16 protein-coding genes are annotated in these 17,207 nt (G+C 65.6%); 10 read left to right on the forward strand and 6 right to left on the reverse strand.

Annotation, left to right across the window (positions count from 1 at the left end; genetic code table 11):
* The first annotated feature begins 130 nt into the window (after positions 1-130).
* On the forward strand, positions 131-1,612 hold the full coding sequence (gene miaB / locus CSC70_RS10930) for a tRNA (N6-isopentenyl adenosine(37)-C2)-methylthiotransferase MiaB (RefSeq protein WP_162456663.1): 1,482 nt from the start codon (positions 131-133) through the stop codon (positions 1,610-1,612).
* The gene (locus CSC70_RS10935) at positions 1,605-2,096 is read left to right on the forward strand and encodes a GNAT family N-acetyltransferase (protein ID WP_162456664.1); all 492 of its coding nucleotides are present in this window, start codon (positions 1,605-1,607) and stop codon (positions 2,094-2,096) included. The genes miaB and CSC70_RS10935 overlap by 8 nt, the downstream gene beginning before the upstream one ends.
* Positions 2,097-2,121: 25 nt before the next feature.
* Here the strand turns inward: CSC70_RS10935 and CSC70_RS10940 are convergent, their stop codons facing one another.
* From CSC70_RS10940 to CSC70_RS10955, 4 genes are read right to left on the reverse strand one after another with little or no spacing between them, the layout of a single operon-like run.
* Positions 2,122-3,225 (reverse strand): ABC transporter permease, encoded by a 1,104-nt coding sequence (locus CSC70_RS10940; RefSeq protein ID WP_162456665.1) that lies wholly within the window; start codon positions 3,223-3,225, stop codon positions 2,122-2,124.
* Positions 3,222-4,148, reverse strand: coding sequence for an ABC transporter ATP-binding protein (locus CSC70_RS10945; RefSeq protein ID WP_162456851.1), 927 nt, complete (start codon positions 4,146-4,148; stop codon positions 3,222-3,224). Before CSC70_RS10945 ends, CSC70_RS10940 begins: the two co-directional genes overlap by 4 nt.
* Positions 4,149-4,174: 26 nt before the next feature.
* Positions 4,175-5,134 (reverse strand): HlyD family secretion protein, encoded by a 960-nt coding sequence (locus tag CSC70_RS10950; RefSeq protein WP_162456666.1) that lies wholly within the window; start codon positions 5,132-5,134, stop codon positions 4,175-4,177.
* Positions 5,131-5,817 (reverse strand): TetR/AcrR family transcriptional regulator, encoded by a 687-nt coding sequence (locus tag CSC70_RS10955; protein ID WP_162456667.1) that lies wholly within the window; start codon positions 5,815-5,817, stop codon positions 5,131-5,133. Before CSC70_RS10955 ends, CSC70_RS10950 begins: the two co-directional genes overlap by 4 nt.
* A gap of 97 nt (positions 5,818-5,914) precedes the next feature.
* Between CSC70_RS10955 and CSC70_RS10960 the strand changes: the two genes are divergently transcribed.
* The 8 genes from CSC70_RS10960 to CSC70_RS10995 all read left to right on the forward strand — a co-directional run bounded on the left by CSC70_RS10960 (position 5,915) and on the right by CSC70_RS10995 (position 13,746).
* Positions 5,915-6,898 (forward strand): PhoH family protein, encoded by a 984-nt coding sequence (locus CSC70_RS10960; RefSeq protein ID WP_162456668.1) that lies wholly within the window; start codon positions 5,915-5,917, stop codon positions 6,896-6,898.
* A gap of 10 nt (positions 6,899-6,908) precedes the next feature.
* Positions 6,909-7,397 (forward strand): rRNA maturation RNase YbeY, encoded by a 489-nt coding sequence (ybeY, locus tag CSC70_RS10965; RefSeq protein ID WP_162456669.1) that lies wholly within the window; start codon positions 6,909-6,911, stop codon positions 7,395-7,397.
* 3 nt (positions 7,398-7,400) lie between these two features.
* On the forward strand, positions 7,401-7,769 hold the full coding sequence (locus tag CSC70_RS10970) for a nuclear transport factor 2 family protein (RefSeq protein ID WP_211369476.1): 369 nt from the start codon (positions 7,401-7,403) through the stop codon (positions 7,767-7,769).
* A gap of 59 nt (positions 7,770-7,828) precedes the next feature.
* Positions 7,829-8,389, forward strand: coding sequence for a hypothetical protein (locus tag CSC70_RS10975; RefSeq protein WP_162456670.1), 561 nt, complete (start codon positions 7,829-7,831; stop codon positions 8,387-8,389).
* 57 nt (positions 8,390-8,446) lie between these two features.
* A complete protein-coding gene (locus CSC70_RS10980) occupies positions 8,447-9,334 on the forward strand; it encodes a CorC family transporter (protein WP_162456671.1) in 888 nt (295 codons plus the stop codon).
* The gene (locus tag CSC70_RS10985; protein ID WP_425501572.1) at positions 9,321-10,502 is read left to right on the forward strand and encodes a lipoprotein N-acyltransferase Lnb domain-containing protein; all 1,182 of its coding nucleotides are present in this window, start codon (positions 9,321-9,323) and stop codon (positions 10,500-10,502) included. The genes CSC70_RS10980 and CSC70_RS10985 overlap by 14 nt, the downstream gene beginning before the upstream one ends.
* A 109-nt stretch (positions 10,503-10,611) precedes the next feature.
* Positions 10,612-12,663 carry a glycoside hydrolase family 97 protein gene (locus CSC70_RS10990; RefSeq protein WP_162456673.1) on the forward strand — a complete coding sequence of 684 codons (2,052 nt, stop codon included), beginning with the start codon at positions 10,612-10,614 and terminating at the stop codon, positions 12,661-12,663.
* Between the two features lie 105 nt (positions 12,664-12,768).
* Entirely contained in the window at positions 12,769-13,746 is a 978-nt protein-coding gene (locus CSC70_RS10995; RefSeq protein ID WP_162456853.1) for a magnesium and cobalt transport protein CorA, read from the forward strand.
* Positions 13,747-13,795: 49 nt separating this feature from the next.
* On the opposite strand, the gene CSC70_RS11000 is transcribed toward CSC70_RS10995, so the two are convergent.
* Together CSC70_RS11000 and CSC70_RS11005 are read right to left on the reverse strand one after the other, a co-directional pair.
* A complete protein-coding gene (locus tag CSC70_RS11000) occupies positions 13,796-15,058 on the reverse strand; it encodes a DUF819 family protein (RefSeq protein ID WP_162456674.1) in 1,263 nt (420 codons plus the stop codon).
* Between the two features lie 64 nt (positions 15,059-15,122).
* Positions 15,123-17,195, reverse strand: coding sequence for a S9 family peptidase (locus CSC70_RS11005; RefSeq protein ID WP_162456675.1), 2,073 nt, complete (start codon positions 17,193-17,195; stop codon positions 15,123-15,125).
* Between the last annotated feature and the right edge of the window lie 12 nt (positions 17,196-17,207).

A 17,207-nucleotide genomic window follows, 5' to 3' on the forward strand; every position in this document is an offset into this window, starting at 1 on the left:
TGTCCGACAAAAGGATTCCCCGCTTTTCCTGAAGGCCAGATCGCCAATTCCTGCCCGACAAACGCTGAAACCCGGCGCCGCCGGCCGTACACTGCCTGCACTGTTCATCCACCCGTCTGGAATAAGCGCCATGCCCGGGACCCCGAATACCGCCCTGCCGGCCACGGCCGGCACCCCCGCGTCTGCCCCCGACCTGCTGCACCCCCTGCCCGGCCGCAAGGCCGTCCCGGCGGGCGCCGTGCGCGGCAAGCTGTTCATCAAGACCCACGGCTGCCAGATGAACGAGTACGACTCGGCCAAGATGGCCGACGTGCTGGCCGAGCACGAAGGACTGGAGTTGACCGACAACGCCGAGGAGGCCGACGTCATCCTGGTCAACACCTGCTCGATCCGCGAGAAGGCGCAGGAAAAGGTGTTCAGCCAGCTCGGCCGCTGGCGCATCCTCAAGGAAGACAGACTGAAAGCCGACGGTCGAAACGTCATCATCGGGGTCGGCGGCTGCGTGGCCTCGCAGGAAGGCGAAGCCATCGTCAAGCGCGCCCCGTTCGTGGACCTGGTGTTCGGCCCGCAGACCCTGCACCGGTTGCCCGAACTGATCCGCGCCCGCCGCGAGCAGAACCGGCCGCAGGTCGATATCAGCTTCCCCGAGATCGAGAAGTTCGACCGCCTGCCCGAGCCGCGCGCCGAGGGCCCCAGTGCCTTCGTCTCGATCATGGAAGGCTGCAGCAAGTACTGCAGTTTCTGCGTGGTGCCGTACACCCGCGGCACCGAGATCAGCCGCCCGTTCGAGGACGTGCTGGTGGAAGTCGCACGACTGGCCGGCCAGGGCGTGCGCGAAATCAACCTGCTCGGCCAGAACGTCAACGCCTACCGTGGCGACATGGGCGATGCCGGTCCGGGTGGTGAGCCGCAATACGCCGACCTCGGCCTGTTGATCCGCACCATCGCGCAGATCGAAGGCGTCGGCCGCATCCGCTTCACCACCTCGCATCCGCTGGAGTTCTCCGACTCGCTCATCGAGGCCTACCGCGACGTGCCGCAGCTGGCCAATTACCTGCATCTGCCGGTGCAATCCGGCAGCGACCGCATCCTGAGCGCAATGAAGCGCGGCTACACCACGCTGGAATTCAAGCAGAAGATCCGCAAGCTGCGCGCGGTGCGTCCGGACATCTCGATCAGTTCGGACTTCATCGTCGGCTTCCCCGGCGAAACCGACGCCGACTTCGAAAAGACCATGAAGCTGATCGAGGACGTTGGCTTCGACCAGAGCTTCTCGTTCATCTATTCGCGCCGCCCAGGCACCCCGGCCGCCGACCTGCCCGACGACGTCTCCGATGCAGTCAAGCACGCGCGGCTGGATCGCCTGCAGCAGCACATCAACGCCCACGCCGCCGGCATTTCGCAGCGAATGGTCGGCAGCGTGCAGACGGTGCTGGTCGAAGGGCCCTCGCGCAAGAACCCTGCCGAGCTGACCGGCAAGACCGAGAACATGCGCTCGGTGAATTTCCCAGGCAACCCGCGCCTGATCGGCAGCTTCGTCGATGTGGAAATCACCGAAGCGCTGACCAACTCGCTGCGCGGGCGGGTGGCAATGGGAAATCTGGATGACTGAGATCACGATCCGCCAGATCCAGGCGGAAGAATTCAACCGGGTGTGGCCGATTTTCGGTGAAATCCTCGCCAGCGGGGATACCTACGCCTATCCAGCCGATCTGTCCCTCGAGCAGGCATGCGCCATGTGGACCTCGGCGCCTGCCCGCTGTTTCATGGCTGAAATCGCCGGAGAGATTGTCGGTTGCTATCGACTCGCCCCCAACCAGCCAGGTCCGGGCGATCATATCGCCAACAGCAGCTACATGGTCGCTTCCGCAGCGCGAGGGCGCGGGGTCGGCGAGGCACTATGCGTGCATTCGCTGCAGGAAGCCCGACGCAGCGGCTTCCAGGCCATGCAGTTCAACTTCGTCGTCAGTACCAATACCGCAGCGGTACGGCTATGGCGACGCCTCGGATTCGAAGTCGTCGGCACCTTGCCAAAGGCATTCCGCCACCCTCGACTCGGGCTTGTGGACAGTCTGGTGATGTACCGCCTGCTGTAGCTCCGGTGCGATGCTCGCCGCGCGCTCAATCCAGCCGCTTGCGGAAGCGGGTGATTGCCAGGGTCATCATCACCGCGGTGAAGGCCAGCAGTGCCAGCACGTCGCGCCACAGGTCGGCCAGGTCGGCACCGCGCAGGATGATGCCGCGGATCAGGCGCAGGAAATGGGTCAGCGGCAGTACTTCGGCCAGCCACTGCGCCGCCCGCGGCATGCCGGCGAACGGGAACATGAAGCCCGACAGCAGGATCGACGGCAGAAACACGAAGAAGGTCATCTGCATGGCCTGGAACTGGGTGCGGGCGCGGGTGGAGATCAGCAGGCCCAGGGTCAGGTTGGCCGCGATCAGCAGCAACGCCGCCAGGTACACGTCGAGCAGACTGCCGCGAATCGGCACCTGAAACAGCCACGCGCCCAGTCCCAGCACCACGCTGGTCTGCAGCAGGCCGACCACGATGTAGGGCACCACCTTGCCGATCATCAGCTCGGCGCTGCTGACCGGGGTGGCGATCAGCAACTCCATGTTGCCGCGCTCGCGCTCGCGCACGATGGCGACCGCAGTGAACAGCACCATGGTCATGGTCAGGATCACGCCGATCAGCCCCGGCACGATGTTCACCGCCGAACGCCGCTCCGGGTTGTAGAAACTGACCACGCTGACCTGCCCCCTGCCCAGGCCGAGCGGTCGCGTGTTGGTCGTGGGTGTGGTATCCAGCGGCAACTGCGCCAGCTGCATCGCCGCGCTCTGCACGATGGTATCGCTGCCGTCGACCAGCACCTGCACCGCTTCGCGGCCATCGAAGCGACGCGCCTCGAAATCCGCCGGGATCACCACGCCCAGGCTGATCCTTCCCGCGCGCAGCCCGTCCATCAGCTGCTGCGGCGAGGTCGCGCTCAGGGTCGGCTCGATCACCCCCGATGCCACCATGTCCATCACCAGCGCGCGCGAAGCGCTGGTATTGTCCAAGTCGGCGACCCCGGTGGAGAGATGACGCAGGTTCTGGTTGATCGCGTAGCCGAACAGCACCAGCTGCATCACCGGCACGCCAAGGATCATCGCCAGAGTGATGCGGTCGCGGCGCAGTTGCCGCACTTCCTTCTGCATCACCGCCCATAGCCGTCCCAGCTTCACGCCGCATGCTCCCGCACCTGCGGCGCATGGGTGGCCGAAACGAACACGTCTTCCAGATTCGGCTCGCCGGATTCCACCTCGGCCGGCATGCCCTGTTCGCGCAGCCCGGCCTTGAGACGTTCGGCGGCGCCGGCTCCGTCCTCACACAGCACGCGCAGCGAATTGCCGATCTGCGCCACGCTCAGCACCCCGGGCAAGCCGACCAGCAACTGCTGCGCGCGCCGCGGTTTTTCGGCATGCACGACCACGCAGCGGCCGGCCAGAGCATGGGTTAGGTCGCCCGGCGTGCCGTCGGCGACCAGCACGCCGCGGTCGAGGATGGCGATGCGATGGCAGCGCTCGGCCTCGTCCATGTAGTGGGTGGATACCAGCAGGGTGGTGCCGGCGTCAGCTAGGTCGAACAGTTTTTCCCAGAAATCGCGCCGCGATTCCGGATCGACCGCACTGGTCGGCTCGTCGAGGAACAGCAGCTCCGGGCGATGGATCACCGCCCCGGCCAGCGCCAGCCGCTGCTTCTGCCCGCCACTCATGGTCCCGGCCAGCTGCTTCTGCCGGTCGGCGAAGTCGTATTGTTCGATCAGTTCGTCGATGCGGAGCTTCGCCTGCGCACGCGGCAGCGATTGCACGGCAGCGAGGAATTCCAGGTTCTCGCGCACGCTGAGGTCTTCGAACAGCGAGAACTTCTGCGTCATGTAGCCGATCCGCAAGCGCAAGGCCTCGGCCTGCGCCGGAATCGACAACCCCAGCACCTCGATCTCGCCTTCGCTCGGCGTCAGCAGGCCGCACAGCATGCGGATGGTGGTCGACTTGCCGGAGCCGTTCGGGCCGAGGAACCCGTACACGCTGGCCTTGGTCACGGCCAGGTCGACGTGATCGACCGCGACCAGATCGCCGAAGCGCTTGGTCAATCCACGCGCTCGAATCGCCGGTTCGACCGCCGGTTCCGGATTCATTTCGCGAATTCCGCCCGCACCGGTACACCGGCCGGCAGTTGCGCCGCCTCGACGCCGAGCTGGATCTCGGCCAGATAGCTCAGCCGTGCCGCATCGTCGCCACTTAGCGCGTAGTACGGGGTGAAGGTCGGATCGCTGCGGATGCTGCGCACCTTGCCTTCATAGACGGTCGCATCACCATCGATGTGCACCTTCGCCGCATCACCGACCTGCACACCGGCCCGCAACGGCTCCGGGATGTAGACCCGCGCATACGGCGCATCGCCAGCCAGCAGCACCATCAGCGGTGCGCCGACCGGCGCCTGGTCGCCAAGCTTGTACGGGATGCTGTCCACCCGCGCTGCGCGTGGCGCGGTCAGGCTGAGCTTTTCCAGCGTCACCGCCTGCACGTCCGCCTGCGCGCTGGCTGCAGCCAGCGCGGCCTGGCCCTGCGCGAGTTGTTCGCTACGAGTGCCACGCTCCAGTTCCAGCAGGGCCTGCTGCGCCGCGCGCACCTGGGCTTCGGCACTGTCCGCGCTGGCGCGCGCACTGTCGACCGAGGCGGCGGACACCAGTTGCCGCTGTCCAAGCGGACGCAGGCGGTTGTAGTTGGCGCGTGCGTCGCGCGCCTGCGCCTGCGCAGCCGCCAGTTCGGCGCGCGCGCGATCGATGTCCTCGCGCCGCGGCCCGGCCTGCAGTTCCGCCAGCGCCTGTCCGCTCTGCTCGGCCTGCGCCTGCACCGCCTGCAATTGCGACTGCGTGCGTGCGGCTTCCAGCTGCAGCAACACGGTGCCGGCGGCGACCTGCTGGCCTTCATGCACGTCGATCGCGACGATCTTCTCCGCCGCTGGCGACGGCAGGGTGATGCGATCCCATTCCAGCGTGCCCAGCACCTGCGGCGCGGACTCCGTGCAGGCCGGCAGCAGTAGGGCTGCCAACAGCGGCAGCGCCATGCGGACGATGCGTGTCTTGCTCATTTCAGCTCCAGTCCACGATCCAGCAGCACCAAGGTGTGCCGGCGCAGGGTTTCGAAATCGATATCGTCGGTGGCGAACAGGCTGCGCCAGATCGGCGCGCCTGCGATCGGAAACAGGGTCAGGCCGACCAGCGAGACCATCAGCAGGCGCGGATCGAGATCGGCGTTCAGCTCGCCCTTCTGCTGGGCGGCGGCGAAGCGCTTGACCATCACCTGCGGAATCGCCGGCCCGATCCGCTCGAACATCATCGAACGCAGCGCACCGCCTTCGGACAGCACTTCGCGCACCCACAGCGCCGGCAGCCAGGGATGCTCGGTCACCACCGCGCCGACGCCGCCGACGAAACCGGCGACCAGCGCGGCGATGTCGTCGCCGGCCTGCGCCACCCCCTCGCGCAGGCGATTCAATGCCGGCTGCAGGCGCTCATCCGCCACCACCTGCAACAGCCGCGGCTTGTCGCCGAAGTAGTAATGCAGCATCGCCGGCGTCACCCCGGCTTCGGCAGCGATGCCGCGCAACGAGGTCGCGGCGATGCCTTCGCGCACGAAACAGGCCAGAGCCGCATCCAGCAGGCGCTCGCGCTGGTCCTGGCCATCGGGCTGCGGGCGACCGGGAGCGCGCCGGCGCGGCGGCGTGGTGGTGGCCGTCTTCGGGCGCGCCCGGGCAGGTGTTTTCGCTGGCATGCGCCATATTTAATTCAATATTTAATTAAAAGGCAAGCGCCATCCGTCGGAAGGCACCCATCTCCCCCGATCCTCGGTGCCGCGCTACCCTGATCGCATGCGTGCCCCCACCACCCGCGAATTTGCCCTTGACCCCGCCGACAACGAACGCCTGGCCAACCTGGCCGGACCGTTCGACGCCCACCTGCGCCAGGTCGAACTGAAGCTGGGGGTGGAAATCGCCAACCGCGGCAACCTGTTCCGCATCACCGGTCCGGACCGGGCGGTGGCCGCGGCCGACCGGCTGCTGCATGAGCTGTACGCCGAGACCGCGAATGAAACCTTCGACAGCCAGGCCATCCACCTGCGACTGAACGCGGCCAACCTGGAGCGCGCCGCCGAGAGCGATTACGCGCCGCAGGACGTCAACATCAAGGTCAAGCGCGGCACCGTGCGTGGCCGCGGCCCCAACCAGGCCAAGTACCTGCATGCCATCGCCACCCACGACATCAATTTCGGCATCGGCCCGGCCGGTACCGGCAAGACCTTCCTGGCCGTAGCCAGCGCGGTCGAGGCGCTGAACGAATCGCGCGTGCAACGGCTGGTGCTGGTGCGCCCGGCGGTGGAGGCCGGCGAGAAGCTCGGCTTCCTGCCCGGCGACCTCAGCCAGAAGGTCGACCCCTACTTGCGTCCGCTGTACGACGCGCTGTACGAGATGCTCGGCGTGGACAAGGTGATCAAGTTGCTGGAAAAGAACGTCATCGAGATCGCGCCGCTGGCCTACATGCGCGGACGCACGCTCAACGACGCCTTCGTCATCCTCGACGAGGCGCAGAACACCACCATCGAACAGATGAAGATGTTCCTGACCCGCATCGGCTACGGCAGTACCGCCGTGGTCACCGGCGACCTCACCCAGATCGACCTGCCGCGCAACATGAAATCGGGCCTGAAGGACGCGCTGGACGTGCTGCGTGACGTGGACGGCATCAGCTTCAGCTTCTTCACCAGCCGCGACGTGGTCCGGCATCCGCTGGTCGCCAAGATCGTGCATGCCTACGACCAGCGCGACGACAAGGACGCGGAAACCGGAGCGGCGTAAGATTGCCGGCATGACCCAGGGCCCGGTCCGCCTCGATATCGCCGTCAGCTATGCCCTGCCGCGCAAGGGCCTGCCGGCCTCGACCAGTTTCCGGCGCTGGGCGGCGGCGGCACTGCATGGGCGCATCCGCGAAGCCGATGTCGCCATCCGCATCGTCGACGCCAAGGAAGGTCGCGCCCTGAACCGCCACTACCGCGGCAAGGACTACGCCACCAACGTGCTCAGCTTCCCGGCCGACATGGCCGAAGGGGTCAAGCTGCCCAAGGGCGTGAAGATGCCGCTGCTCGGCGACCTGGTGATCTGCGCACCGGTGGTCGCCCGCGAAGCCCGTGAACAGAAGAAACCGCTGGCCGCGCACTACGCCCACCTGACCGTGCACGGCGTGCTGCACCTGCTCGGCTGGAACCACGAGGACGACCGCGAAGCCGAGTGCATGGAGCAACTGGAACGCGAAATCCTGGCGGAGCTGGGGATCGATGACCCGTATGCGGAAGGCTGAGCGTTGAGCCCTTCCGAAGACACCGGCATGCTCGTCATGCAACTGGAATACGCACTGCTCGATCCGCAGGTGCGCTCCGATCTGGCCCGGCTGGACGCCTTGCTGACCGACGACTTCTTCGAGGTCGGGGCTTCGGGGCGTTCGTTCGGCAAGGAAGAGGTATTGAGCCGGCTCCCGACCGAACCCGTGGCGACCTTTGCGCCCAGTGCCATGCAAGCCCATGCACTGACTGCGGATGTGATTCTGGTGACCTACGCCTGCGAACACGTTCGTCTCGGCCATGCTGTCCGTTCTCTGCGCAGCTCGCTGTGGATTAGGGATTCCAGCGGATGGCGGATGCGCTATCACCAAGGCACGCTCGCCGAGACGTGATCCGACGACGCTCCGGAAGGTGCATTTGCATCAATGCTCTTCGTGGCAAACTACAGCGCATGAACTACCTCTTGCCTGCCGCCGTTGCTCTGCTCGCCCTCGCGCCCGTCGCGCAAGCCGACGACTCGCCCGCCATCGACCTGACGGCGCTGATCGAATGCGGTAGCGACTATGCCGGCTTCGTCGCCACCGAAGCGTTGCGCGACGATCCGCTGAAGGCCGTTGCCGCCGGCTGGCAGCCGTTGCCGCAGACCAACATGTTCATGAGCGAGTACCGGCTGGTGCAGCCGATCACCGTGTTCGGCCAACCCACCGACCACATCGCCTTCAGCGGCAGCGGCGTGGTCGCCATCCTCGACCTGCCCGATCCGCGCCCGCTGGCACAGATGCTGGAGCTGGAAACGGCCATCGACACGCCGCAGAAGGCCATGTTCGGCAAGGAAGTGCTCAGCGAGAAGCGCACCGCGCCGGATGGCACCGTGGTCATCGAATCCGCCGTCATCACCGTTTCCAACGTCGACTCGCACCCCGGACAGACCCTCGCTGGCTGCAGCTACAGCCTTGATCTGCCTGAGGAAACCGACGAGCAAACGGCACCGGCAGCGGAAACGCCGCACTAGCCTGCTACACTGCCGCCGAGCCCCGCTCGCTGCGGGCGCCTGCATGCACCACACGAGATGTCCGACGACGACAGTACCTCCGCGCCGGAGTACGCCGAAAAGCCCTCCGAGCGCTCACAGGAAAAACGCCGCAGCTGGCTGGACCGCATCAGCTCCGCGATTTCGGGCGAACCGAACACGCGCGACGACCTGATCGAACTGCTGCGCGACACCCACGACAGCGGCGTCATCGAGGCCGATACCCTGCGAATGATGGAAGGCGCCATCGCCGTGGCCGGCATGACCGTCGGCGACGTGATGGTGCCGCGTGCGCAGATGGTCGTGCTGCCGGCCGAAGCCAAGCTGCTGGAGCTGATGAAGCTGGTGGTCGAATCCGGGCATTCGCGCTTCCCGGTGCACGGCGAGGACAAGGACGAGATCCTCGGCATCCTGCTGGCCAAGGACCTGCTGCGCGGCGTGGTCGAGGACAACGGCCCGCGCAGTATCCACGAACTGCTGCGTCCGGCGGTGCTGATCCCGGAATCGAAGAACCTCAACGTGCTGCTGCGCGAATTCCGCCAATCGCGCAACCACATGGCCATCGTCGTCGACGAATACGGCGGGGTATCGGGACTGGTCACCATCGAGGATGTGCTGGAGGAGATCGTCGGCGAGATCGACGACGAACACGACGACGCCGAAGACCCGCAGGCGCTGATCGCCGCACAGGCCGACGGCCAGTTCGTGGTCGATGCGCTGACCCCGATCGACGACTTCAACGAGCGCTTCGGTGCCGACTTCGACGACGACGAATACGACACCATCGGCGGCCTGGTCACCGCCGAGATCGGCCACCTGCCCGAGGCCGGCGAAGAGCTGACTCTGGGCCGGTTCCTGTTCCGCGTCACCAGCGCCGATGCGCGCCGGCTGCACGCCCTGCATGTCAGCGTGCATGTCGATCCCTGAGTGGCTACGGCGGGCGCTGCTGCTCGCCCTGATGCTGTACGCGGCGTCGGTCCAGGCCGGCGAGCTGCGCGTCGGCGTGCTGACCATGCAGCCGGGCGAGGTGTTCTTCGAACGCTTCGGCCACAACGCCATCATCGTGCAGGACACCGGCAGCGGCGAGACCGTCAGCTACAACTTCGGCTACTTCGACCCGGATGAACCCGGCTTCGTCGGCAACTTCGCCCGCGGCCGGATGATGTACTACCTGGTCGCATTGCCATTGCAGCAGGACCTGTCCTATTACCGCAGCGTCGGTCGCGGCGTCGATGTGCAATGGCTCGACCTGGAGCCGGCGCGGGCGCAGGCGTTGGCCGCCAGCCTGGCCGAACGTTCGCGTCCCGAGAACGCGCGCTACCGCTACGACTACTTCACCTCCAACTGCTCCACCCAGGTGCGCGATGCATTGGACGCGGCCATGGACGGCGCGCTGAAGCGCCAGTTATCCGGGCGCTCGCGCGGCATCACCTATCGCAGCGAATCGGTGCGGCTGGCCTCGCCGTCACCATGGATGTGGATCGGCTTCGACCTGGGCCTGTCCGGCTACGCCGACCGGCCGCTGTCGCGCTGGGACGATGCCTTCATCCCGATGCGTCTGGCCGAAAGCCTGGACGAGGCAAAGAACGCCGACGGCCAGCCGCTGGTCGCCGCGCGCGAGCAACTGCTTCCGCAGCGCCTGCCACCGGAGCCGCCTGCACAAGCGCGCCGCTGGTGGCCTTGGCTGCTGGCCGGGCTGGCGATCGCCTGCGGCCTGTTGCTGCTGCGCCATCGCCCGCGACTGGTCGCGGCGCTGGCGCTGGCGCTGTGGCTGCTGTGCGGCATCGGCGGCGCGCTGCTGGCATGGCTATGGGGGTTCAGCGCCCATCAGGCGGCGTGGGCCAATCAGAACCTGCTGCTGCTGAACCCACTGTGCCTGCTGCTGTTGCCCGGCGGCATCGGTGCACTGGCCGGCCGCAGCCCCGGCAAGATGTTCCGCTGGCTGCTGGCAATCGTGGCGGCGTTGTCGGTACTGGCCTGGCTGCTGCACTGGCTGCCGACCTATCCGCAACTCAACCAAGCCTGGATCGGCCTGCTGTCGCCGATTCACATCGCCCTGTCGATGATCTGGTCGCGACGTCAGGCAAACAACTGAAGCCCACCAACGGCGACGCTTCGTTCTGCATACGTATGCTTACTGCGGCGCAGCTTGCCGCGCCGGAACGACTATCGCAGCATGAGCCGTCCCCCGCTCGGTCGCTGCCATGTTCTCACGTTTCGTCGCCCTGCCGTTCCTGCTGTTCGCCGTCTGTGCACCTGCTTTTGCCGATCAAGCCGCGCCCGCCCCCTCCAAGCCCGCGGCCACGGTAGTTTCACCCAATGGCGAATTGTCGGTCACCGCAAGCACCGATTCGGAGAATCGCCCTTACTATTCGGTTTCGCGTCGCGGCAAGCCGCTGATTTCCCCTTCGCGGCTGGGCTTCATCTTCAACGATGCGCCCAAGCTGGAACGCAACATCGCGTTGGCCGGACAGCAGACCCGCAGCTTCGACGAAACCTGGGAGCAGCCCTGGGGCGAACAGCATTTCATCCGCAACCATTACAACGAGTTGCGGGTGACCTACAAGGAAACCGCCAAGCCGTTCCGGAGCTTCGACGTGGTCTTTCGCGTCTACGACGACGGCCTCGGTTTCCGCTATGAATTTTCTCAGCAGGGCACGCTAGGGCAGATCCGGATCGGCGAGGAACTGACCGAATTCGACTTGGCCGAGGACGGGACCGCCTGGTGGATTCCCGCCGGCGAATTCAACCGTGCCGAACAGCTCTACCAGCGCACCGCTATCGGCGAAGTCGGCTACGCGCAGACGCCGATCACCTTCAAGCTAGCCGATGGCTCCCACCTGTCCATCCACGAGGCTGCGCTGGTCGATTATTCCGGCATGAACCTGATCCGGGTGGAGAACCGGCGACTGAAGGCGCAGCTCACCGACGGCATCGGCGGGCCGAAAGTGGTGCGCGACGCGCCGTTCCACACGCCGTGGCGCACATTGCAGGTCAGCGACACCGCCGGCGGACTGGTCGAGTCCTCGCTGATCCTGAACCTCAACGAGCCAAACCAGTTGGATGACGTCTCCTGGTTCAAGCCGATGAAATACGTCGGCGTGTGGTGGGAGATGCACCTGGACAAGAAGACCTGGTCCTCCGGGCCCAAACATGGCGCCAGCAACGAAAACGTGATGCGGCACATCGACTTCGCCGCCGCGAACGGCTTCGGTGGCGTGCTGGTGGAAGGCTGGAACGTCGGCTGGGACGGCGACTGGTTCGGCAACGGCGAGGACTTCAGCTTCACCCAGCCCTACCCCGACTTCGACATCGACAAGCTGGCCGCCTACGCGCGCTCGAAAGGCGTGCAGCTGATCGGCCACCACGAGACCTCGGGGCATGCCGCCCACTACGAATCGCAACTGGACGCGGCCTTCGCGCTGGACCAGCGCGAGGGGATCCACATGGTCAAGACCGGCTACGTGGCCGATGCCGGGCAGGCCAAGGTGATCGGCACCGACGGCAAGCTGCACTATGCCTGGCACGAGGGCCAGGACATGGCCCGCCACTACCAGAAGGTGGTCACCGAGGCAGCGAAATACCAGGTTGCGATCAACAGCCACGAGCCGATCAAGGACACCGGCCTGCGCCGGACCTGGCCGAACTGGGTCTCGCGCGAGGGCGCGCGCGGCATGGAATACAACGCCTGGGGCAATCCCGGCAATCCGCCCGAGCACGAAGCGAACCTGGTCTTCACCCGCATGCTCGCCGGACCGATGGATTTCACCCCCGGCGTATTCGGCATGCAGACCAAGCCGGGCTCGCGCGTGGCCACCACATGGGCCAAGCAACTGGCGCTGTATGTGGTGATCTACAGTCCGATCCAGATGGCCGCCGACCTGCTGGAAAACTACGAAGCCAATCCCGGGCCGTTCCAGTTCATCAAGGATGTACCGACCGACTGGGAAGAGACCCGCGTGCTTGCCGGTGAGGTCGGCGACTTCGTGGTCACCGCGCGCCGCGAGCGCGACGGCAACGACTGGTACCTGGGGGCGATCACCGATGAACAGCCGCGCACGCTGAAAGTGCCGCTGTCCTTCCTGTCCCCCGGCCGGGAATACGTTGCGCAAATCTACCGCGATGGTCCCGATGCAGACTGGGATAAGCGTCCCGAGTCGATCGTCATCGAACAGCGCAAGGTCGACAGCGGCGACACTCTGGAACTGATCCTCGCGCCGGGTGGTGGGCAGGCGATACGCTTCGTCGCCGAGTAGGCGTTCTTGCCAGCGCAACATGACTGGCGCAGGATGCGCGGCATGAATCCGGACCCGCCTTCGACCTCCAATTCCCACCTGTCGCAGGCGTCACAGGCGGCCGGCATGCCTGCCTGTGTGGTCAATTGCGCCGTCTATCGTCGCGATGGCAGCCGCGAGAACATCGACCTGGACCGGATCAGCGAAGTACTGGCCGACGATGACAGCAGCTTCGTCTGGATCGGCCTGTACGAACCGGAAGACGAGGTGCTGGAGAAGTTGCAGGAAGAGTTCCACTTGCACGATCTGGCCATCGAGGACGCCAGCGTCGCCCACCAGCGCCCCAAGGTGGAGGCCTACGGCAATTCGCTGTTCCTGGTCGCCAGTACCGCGCAGGTGGTGAATGAACGCATCGCCTACGGTGAAACCCACATCTTCCTCGGCCCGCGTTACCTGGTGACCGTGCGTCACGGCGCCTCGCTGTCCTATGCCGCCGCCCGTTTGCGGATCGAGCGCGAACCGGAACTGCTCGCGCTGGGTCCGTCCTACGGCATGCATTCGGTGCTCGACTTCATCGTCGACAACTACCTGCCGATCGTCGAGGAGTTCAAGGCCACCCTGAACCGGCTGGAACACGCCATCGTCAGCGAGAACTACCATCGCGCTACGGTCAAACGCCTGTACGATCTGAAGCGGGAACTGACCTACATGCGGGTCGCAGTGGCGCCGATGCAGGACGTGCTGTCGCAACTGGTGCGCAGCAACAGCCCGCTGATCCCCGAGGAAGTCCGCTTCTACCTGCGCGATGTGCACGACCATTCGCTGCGCACCAACGAAACCATCGACGTGCTGCGCGACATGTTGAGCACCGCGCTGGGTGTCAACCAGGCGCTAGTAACGCTGTCGCAGGGCGAGGTGGTGCGCAAGCTGGCCGGCTGGGCCGCGTTGCTGGCCGCACCGACGCTGATCGCCAGCTGGTACGGCATGAACTTCGACCACATGCCGGAATTGCACGGCAAGTACAGCTATCCACTGATGATCGCCGGCGTGGCCGTGGTGGTCGGTGTGCTGTACCGCTATCTGAAGAAGGTACGCTGGATCTGAACCTGCGCTTGCGGTCGGCGATCAGTGGTCGACGATCAGCGACCGGCAATCAGCCGCCGGCCAGCAGCCGCAGCATCTGTCCGGTCATGTAGGCGCCATAGGTACCCAGCGCATAGCCGAGCACCGCCAGTAGTACGCCGACCGAAGCCAGCCCGGGATGGAAGGCCGTCGCCACGATCGGCGCCGAGGCCGCACCGCCGATGTTGGCCTGCGAACCGACTGCCATGAAGAACAGCGGTGCGTGGATCAGCTTGGCGACCAGCAGCAGCAGGCCGGCATGGACGGCGATCCAGATCAACCCCAGCACGAACAGCCACGGCCGCTCCAGCAAGGCGCCGATGTCCATCTGCATGCCGATGGTCGCCACCAGCACGTACAACATCACCGAACCGATCTTCGATGCGCCCGCACCTTCCAGCGTGCGTGCGCGGGTGAAGCTGAGCAGCAGGCCCAAGGTGGTCGCCAGCAGCACCATCCAGAAGAAACCCGAAGTCAGGCTGTAGTCGGCCAGCTTCCATTCGGCTGGCAGTGACTTGATCCAGCCGACCAGCGGCGCGGCCAGCAGGTGCGCCAGTCCGGTCGCGCCCAGGCCCGTGGCCAGGATCAGCATCAGGTCGGTCAGCGAGGGATTGCGTGCATGCTCGGCGTGATAGGCCTCGATGCGGTGCTTGAGATCGTCGATCGCGCGGGTATCGGCACCAGTCCAGCGGTCGAAGGCCTGCGAGCGTGCCGCCAGGAACAGCAGTACCGCCATCCACACGTTGGCCACCACCACGTCGACCGCGATGAACTGGCCGAACAGGTTGCTGTCGATTTCGAACACTTCCTTCATCGCCGCCTGGTTGGCGCCGCCACCGATCCAGCTGCCGGCCACCGCGGTCATGCCGCGCCAGGTTTCGCCGGCCACCGTCTCCGGATGGATCACGCCCATGGCCAGGAAGGCGACCGCCGCACCAAGCATTACCCCGATCGTCCCGGTCGCGAACATGATCAGTGCCTTCGGCCCCAGCCGCAGGATCGCGCCCAGGTCGATGGCCACGCAGAACAGCACCAGCGAACTGGGCAGCAGATAGTCGCGCGCCATCGGGTACAGGCCCGATGCATGGCCGTCGATCAGGCCGATGCTGTTCCAGATCGCTGGCAGCAGGTAGCACATCAACAGAGCCGGCACCACGGCGTAGAACTTTTTCCAGAAACCGCTTGACCTCGATGCGCCCCAGAACACGAAGCCCAAGGTCACGGCCAGCAGGCCCATGACCACGGCGTCGTTACTGATCAAAGCTTGATTGGCGGATTCGACGGCTGCGGCCATGGACGAGATTTCCGTAGTCGGGACAGGGAGAGGGCGCGTCGCGCACGACGCGCCCTCGGAACGGTCACTGACCGATGTGCTGCTTCAGCCAGTCATTGACGGTGTCGTGCCACAGCACGCTGTTGTCGGGCTTGAGCACCCAGTGGTTCTCGTCCGGGAAGTACAGAAACTTCGATTCGATGCCCTTGCGCTGCAGTGCGGTGAACACTCCCAATCCCTGCTCGACCGGAATGCGGAAATCCTGCTGGCCGTGGACCACCAGCATCGGCACCTTCCAATCGGCGACGTGATTGACCGGATTGAACGTCTCGTAGTCCGCCTTCGGATCGTACGGCGTGCCGCCGTTTTCCCACTCGCTGAACCACAGTTCTTCGGTCGAGTACCCCATCATACGGTTGTCAAATACGCCATCATGCGTCACCAGACATTTCCACGGCTCGTTCCAGTTGCCAGCGATCCAGTTGACCATGTAGCCGCCGTAGCTGGCCCCCAACGCACAGGCGCGGTCGCCGTCCAGGAACGGATACTTTTTCAGCGCCGCGGCCCAGCCCTTCTGCAGGTCTTCCAGCGGGCGGTCGCCCCAGTGCCGGCTGATCGAATCAGTGAAGGCCTGTCCATAGCCAGTGGAGCCATGGAAGTCGATCATCACTACCGCATAGCCCTGTCCGGCATAGGTCTGCGGGTTCCAGCGATAGCTCCAGCCGTTGCCGAAGCTGCCCTGCGGGCCGCCGTGGATCAGGAACGCAACCGGATACTTCTCGCCGGGCTGGTAATTCCATGGCTTGACCAGGTAGCCATACACGGTTTCGCCGTTCCAGCCGATGAAGTGGAACTGTTCGTACTCGCCGAATTGCACGTCGGGCAGAGCCTCGCCGGCACTGGACGTAATCGCCCGTTGCGGTGACTGCCCATCGGCGCCGGTGACGAACAGCTGATCGCCACTCTGCAGGCTGCTGCGGGTGAAGGCCAGGGTGTCGCCAGCGAGGTCGAACGCCGACACCGTACCCTGCGCGCCGACCACGTTGCTGACTTCGCCGTTGTCCAGCGAGACTGCGAACAGCGGATGCTGGCCCAGCTCCTGCGCGGTGGTGTAGATCGTGCGGCCATCGGCCGAGAGGACGATGCCGTCGGCCGAGGCATCCCAGCGCGGCGCCAGTTCGCGGGTCTGCCCACTGGCCAGATCCATCGCCATCAGCGCCATGCGATCGGCCTCGAAGCCGGGACGCTTCATCGCACGGTAGTACAGGGTCTTGCCGTCGTGGCTGAACACCGGACCGGTATCCCAGGCCAGGTTGGCCGCAGTCAGGTTGGTCGGCGCGCCGCCGTCCAGCGACAACCGGTACAGGTCGAAGTTGGTCGACCAGGGTTCGCTGCTGCCGGCCACGCGGATGCTGGCCACCAGCGACGCGCCATCCGGCGCCCAGGTGTATTCACTGCTGTCACCGAACGGCTTGGACGGCACGTCGCCCTCCAGCGTGTCGCTCAGCGATTGCGCACTCGTCACCAGGCTGCCCTTGCCGGTCGGCAACGTCGCCACGAACAGGCGGCTGCGCCGACCATCACTCCAGGCGTCCCAATGGCGCACGAACAGGCGCTCATAGACCACGCCACTGGCCTTGCCGGCGGCAGTGTCATCCAGTTTCTGCTTGCTGCAGGCGAAGTCGGCCTTGCACTCGGCGAAGGTTTCGGTACTGAACGCCAGCCGCTTGCCATCCGGCGACAATTTGTAGCTGCCGATATCGAGGGCGAAATTGGTGAGCTGGTTCGGCGGCATGCCGCCCGTGCTGGGAATCACGTACAGCTGCTGCGTGCCAGACTGGCTGCTGAGGAAGTACAGGGTCTTGCCATCGGGCGAGAACGCCGGGGAATTGACGCTCCAGCCCTCGGGAGTGATTCGCACCGGCGGCCGCAGGTCGCGGGTCAACAGGTTGCGGGCATACAGCCCGGTCAGCGCCTTGCCGGTCTCCGGATTCAGGCTACGCTTGGCGAACACCACCATGTGGCCATCGGGAGACAGCGTCGGCGACGATACCCGGTCCAGCTTGACCAGGTCGCGCACCTCGAGTCCGCGGGCATCGGCCAGGACCGGCCATGCGGCCAGTAGGCACAGGGGCAACAGGGCGTTGTGCAAACGCATCGGCAAGGCTCC

The organism is Pseudoxanthomonas kalamensis DSM 18571 (assembly GCF_010211745.1).
Taxonomy (GTDB): Bacteria; Pseudomonadota; Gammaproteobacteria; order Xanthomonadales; family Xanthomonadaceae; genus Pseudoxanthomonas_A; species Pseudoxanthomonas_A kalamensis.

Excerpts from the sequence above, each read along its gene's own strand:
- miaB (WP_162456663.1), top strand. The coding sequence starts at position 131 with ATGCCCGGGACCCCGAATACCGCCCTGCCGGCCACGGCCGGCACCCCC.
- CSC70_RS10935 (WP_162456664.1), top strand. The coding sequence starts at position 1,605 with ATGACTGAGATCACGATCCGCCAGATCCAGGCGGAAGAATTCAACCGG.
- CSC70_RS10950 (WP_162456666.1), bottom strand. The coding sequence starts at position 5,134 with ATGAGCAAGACACGCATCGTCCGCATGGCGCTGCCGCTGTTGGCAGCC.
- CSC70_RS10955 (WP_162456667.1), bottom strand. The coding sequence starts at position 5,817 with ATGCCAGCGAAAACACCTGCCCGGGCGCGCCCGAAGACGGCCACCACC.
- CSC70_RS10960 (WP_162456668.1), top strand. The coding sequence starts at position 5,915 with ATGCGTGCCCCCACCACCCGCGAATTTGCCCTTGACCCCGCCGACAAC.
- ybeY (WP_162456669.1), top strand. The coding sequence starts at position 6,909 with ATGACCCAGGGCCCGGTCCGCCTCGATATCGCCGTCAGCTATGCCCTG.
- CSC70_RS10975 (WP_162456670.1), top strand. The coding sequence starts at position 7,829 with ATGAACTACCTCTTGCCTGCCGCCGTTGCTCTGCTCGCCCTCGCGCCC.
- CSC70_RS10980 (WP_162456671.1), top strand. The coding sequence starts at position 8,447 with ATGTCCGACGACGACAGTACCTCCGCGCCGGAGTACGCCGAAAAGCCC.
- CSC70_RS10985 (WP_425501572.1), top strand. The coding sequence starts at position 9,321 with ATGTCGATCCCTGAGTGGCTACGGCGGGCGCTGCTGCTCGCCCTGATG.
- CSC70_RS10990 (WP_162456673.1), top strand. The coding sequence starts at position 10,612 with ATGTTCTCACGTTTCGTCGCCCTGCCGTTCCTGCTGTTCGCCGTCTGT.
- CSC70_RS10995 (WP_162456853.1), top strand. The coding sequence starts at position 12,769 with ATGCCTGCCTGTGTGGTCAATTGCGCCGTCTATCGTCGCGATGGCAGC.
- CSC70_RS11000 (WP_162456674.1), bottom strand. The coding sequence starts at position 15,058 with ATGGCCGCAGCCGTCGAATCCGCCAATCAAGCTTTGATCAGTAACGAC.
- CSC70_RS11005 (WP_162456675.1), bottom strand. The coding sequence starts at position 17,195 with ATGCGTTTGCACAACGCCCTGTTGCCCCTGTGCCTACTGGCCGCATGG.